Below are 3,521 nucleotides of genomic sequence, written 5' to 3'. Positions count from 1 at the left end.
CACAAAAAATACGGCTACGGCCTGCGCTCGCGCGTCGAGGCTCAGATTTCGCGCATCAAGCGATGCATTGGCGCCACACTGTTGACGCAAAAGATCGCCTCGCAGGAGTGCGAGGGCGTCATCATCGCCAACATCATCAACCTGTGGAATTCGTACGGCAGGCCTGTTTGCGTCAAAAATGGATAGTCGCGTCCGTAGCACGGGAACTCGTACCCTTCCGAACAAAGCCGGCAACATGGGCATGCAGGAAATCGCGGATCTGCTCGGTATCCACCGATCGACGCTGTTTCGGCTCCTTTCGCAACGTACAGGTCGCGCCGCATAGTGCCGTTAAAGATACATAGGGAGGGAACACAGTGAAGAAGCTTAGCCTGGAACTTGAGCATTGCTACGGCATTCGACAACTTGATGCCACACTGGATTATTCGAAATCGTCTACCGTTGCGATCTATGCCCCAAACGGGGCAATGAAAAGCTCGCTGGCCAACACGTTCCAAGATATCGCAGATGGCACCGCGTCAAAGGATCGGGTCTTCCCAGGCCGAGTAACGAAGCGGGTTGTTCAGGACGAAAGTGGAGCTGACCTAGCTGGGAGCAGCATCCTGGTGCTCCGTCCCTACGAGGAGGTGTCTAAGCAAGGCGGTGAGACCGCGACGCTGCTGGTGAATCAGGCACTCCGCCATGAGTACGAGGCGCTACATGCTGAAATCAACAGTGCCAGGGTCGCGTTTCTCAAAGCCGTTAAAACGCAGGCAAAGACAAAGCGGGAGGTTGACCGTGAAATTTCAGCAACCTTCACGGCGACTGACGGCCAGCTCGATGTTGCGCTGAATCGCATCAAGGATGAACTCGCCGAGCAGGAGGGTGCGCAGTTCGCGGACGTCCCCTACGACGTCGTAATGGATGAGCGGGTCCAGGCATTCCTTGAAACCGGCGACTTCAGGACGGCCATCGACGACTACGTCAAAAAGTATAACGAACTGCTCGCGGCGTCCAAGTACTTCAAGAAGGGCACCTTTAATTACTACAACGCGGCCAGCGTAGCGAAGCAGCTCAAGGACAATGGCTTCTTCCAAGCAAAGCATACCGTTAGCCTCAACGGAGACGAAAGGGTCGAGATCACCTCTGAAGTACAGCTCGAAGAGCTGATTAAGCAGGAAAAAGAGAAGATCTCAGGCGACGCTGGGCTCCGAAAGAAGTTCGAGGCGTTGGAGAAGCAGATCCAGAAAAACGTGACACTGCGCGACTTCGAGACGTACCTGCAGGAGCACGAGGAACTGCTGCCCGAACTAGCCAATCTGGCATCGTTCAAGGAGAAGCTATGGAAGTCTTATATCAAGGCTAACTACGAGTCTTACATCACGCTGCTGGAGAAGATCCAGCTAGCGGCCGCTCGCACCAAGAAGCTTCATGAGCAGGCAGCTCAAGAAAAATCGCTGTGGCACGACGTCATCAATATTTTCAACGAACGCTTTGTGGTGCCGTTCAGGTTGGAGGTGGCGAATAAGGTTCAAGTGACGCTTGGACTGGAGGCGGTTCCACGTCTCGGATTCGTATTCACCGATGGTGGCGAAGAGGCTCCGGTCGATCGAGACGCCCTCCTGCAAACACTCAGTACGGGCGAGAAGAAGGCCTTCTATGTGCTGAACATGCTCTTCGATATCGAGGTGCGGCGTCAGCGCGGCAAGGAGACCCTGGTGGTCGTGGACGACATCGCCGATTCGTTCGACTACAAGAATAAGTACGCCATCGTCCAGTACCTCTCCGACCTGGCGGAAGACCCCTGCTTCAAGCTGCTGATCCTTACCCACAACTTCGATTTCTACAGGACAATCGAGAGCCGCAAGCTCGTTCAGCGGCAAAACTGTCTGATGGTCTCGAAGACCGGGCAAGGAGTGACACTTCAAAGCGCGGTTGGGATCAAGAACGTCTTTGTGAAGCTCTGGAAGCCAGGCTTCTACGCTGATCGCAAGATGAAGATCTGCTGCATCCCGTTCATGCGCAATCTGATCGAGTACACGAAGGACGACACAGACGCTGACTACATCCGCCTCACTTCATTGTTGCACTGGAAAGCTGACTCTCAGCAAATTACGGTTGCGGACCTGGACGATGCGTATGGCCGTCTCTTCGCGGCCAACGGACAATCACCCAATGCAGCGGAGAGTGTTCTCGATCTGATTGACGCGGAGGCGAAGGCGTGCCTGCAGGCGCCGGACGGTATCAACTTCGAGAACAAGGTTGTGCTGGCGATTGCCACCAGGCTGCAAGCCGAGAAGTTCATGGCAGCGAAGATCAACGACGCAGCATGGCTTGCCGCCGTCAGCGCCAACCAAACACCGGCCCTGCTGAAGCGCTACCGCGAGCTGTTCGCTGGCGAGGTTGCCAACATTCGAGTGCTGCAACGGGTTACGCTAATGACGCCGGAGAACATCCACCTCAACTCGTTCATGTACGAGCCTATCCTCGACATGTCCGACCAGCATCTGCGGAAGTTGTACACCGAGGTGGTGGGCATGCAATGACATAAGTCCGCTATCCGGGGGGCCGTCAAGATTCGGACGTTTACGTAAGCCAACGGCGAAAACTGTCAGTTTGGGGACTGAGACGTTGATGCAGAAGCGTCAACCAATGGCGAAAACGGCTCTACTCCGACGCGTTTTACGCGACGCACTGACGTCCGGTTGAGGTCCGCTTCAACCGGACGACACGCAAGCTTATGAGGCAGCCGCGAGAAATCAGCGGTAGCGGGAGGATCGGGGTGGCGATCAACATCGACGACGTCGAGAAAGAACATGTAGTCGAGGCAGCGGGGCGCTGGCGCGTGGAGCCGGGCTACGGCGGATTCGGGGAAAGCACGCGATACGACATCCTGATCGAGGGCAGGCCGTATCCACCGAAAGCGATCGCGTGCGAGTGTGCGGGCGCGCCACGGCCGCGGCCATCGGAGTTTAGAGGGGCGTGGAACGGCCGCTGGCACAAGGCCCTGAAAGCCCTCGGTTTCCCCATTGTGCCGAAGGTGCGGTTCCGGCTTGGAACCCCTCTATGGGAAGGGCGCAATGCCGTTGATCCCAATTGTCATAGTGTTGGCGTAGCCTGAGCGGTCCCTCTTCCGGCTGCGGAGCGGACGGCAATGGAATACTGGCGGCAGGCCTATCTCGGGATGCGTTCGATCCCGTACACGCTCAACGAGTTTGAACTCGCCACGTTCTTCACGTTTTCGGCGAAGGAGTGCGTGCTGATCAATGCGCGTCGCCGACACCTCTACCGCCTGGCGCTGGCCATTCATATCGGCTTTGTTAGGAAGGGTACGAGTTCCCGTGCTACGGACGCGACTATCCATTTTTGACGCAAACAGGCCTGCCGTACGAATTCCACAGGTTGATGATGTTGGCGATGATGACGCCCTCGCACTCCTGCGAGGCGATCTTTTGCGTCAACAGTGTGGCGCCAATGCATCGCTTGATGCGCGAAATCTGAGCCTCGACGCGCGAGCGCAGGCCGTAGCCGTATTTTTTGTG

The 3,521-nt window shown here is 56.5% G+C and carries 6 protein-coding genes; 5 read left to right on the top strand and 1 reads right to left on the bottom strand.

Annotation, left to right across the window (positions count from 1 at the left end; all coding sequences use genetic code 11):
* From EVC45_RS43935 to EVC45_RS43915, 5 genes are all read left to right on the top strand, one after another.
* On the top strand, positions 1–186 hold a 186-nt coding region (locus EVC45_RS43935; RefSeq protein WP_129964255.1), incomplete at its 5' end, for a transposase.
* Complete coding sequence (locus tag EVC45_RS48150; protein ID WP_129964271.1) at positions 179–325, top strand: helix-turn-helix domain-containing protein; 147 nt, start codon at positions 179–181, stop codon at positions 323–325. The genes EVC45_RS43935 and EVC45_RS48150, both read left to right, overlap by 8 nt.
* A gap of 31 nt (positions 326–356) precedes the next feature.
* Entirely contained in the window at positions 357–2,525 is a 2,169-nt protein-coding gene (locus EVC45_RS43925; RefSeq protein ID WP_168991671.1) for a phage infection protein, read from the top strand.
* A 236-nt stretch (positions 2,526–2,761) separates the two neighbouring features.
* Complete coding sequence (locus EVC45_RS43920) at positions 2,762–3,100, top strand: hypothetical protein (protein ID WP_129964270.1); 339 nt, start codon at positions 2,762–2,764, stop codon at positions 3,098–3,100.
* A gap of 33 nt (positions 3,101–3,133) precedes the next feature.
* Positions 3,134–3,349, top strand: a complete 216-nt coding sequence (locus EVC45_RS43915) for a hypothetical protein (protein ID WP_248295528.1) — start codon at positions 3,134–3,136, stop codon at positions 3,347–3,349.
* Here the strand turns inward: EVC45_RS43915 and EVC45_RS43910 are convergent.
* Positions 3,336–3,521 (bottom strand): transposase (locus tag EVC45_RS43910; protein ID WP_129964255.1); only part of this gene is annotated, 186 nt, incomplete at its 5' end. The two genes, EVC45_RS43915 and EVC45_RS43910, sit on opposite strands and share 14 nt — an antisense overlap.

It is taken from the genome of Paraburkholderia sp. UYCP14C (genome assembly GCF_004197395.1).
GTDB lineage: Bacteria > Pseudomonadota > Gammaproteobacteria > Burkholderiales > Burkholderiaceae > Paraburkholderia.
Note: the sequence above shows the minus strand (reverse complement) of the source record. Positions and strands in the feature narration are given on the sequence as shown.

Bases quoted from the DNA above. Each gene is read 5' to 3' on its own strand.
- EVC45_RS43915 (WP_248295528.1), top strand. From the start codon at position 3,134: ATGGAATACTGGCGGCAGGCCTATCTCGGGATGCGTTCGATCCCGTAC.
- EVC45_RS48150 (WP_129964271.1), top strand. From the start codon at position 179: ATGGATAGTCGCGTCCGTAGCACGGGAACTCGTACCCTTCCGAACAAA.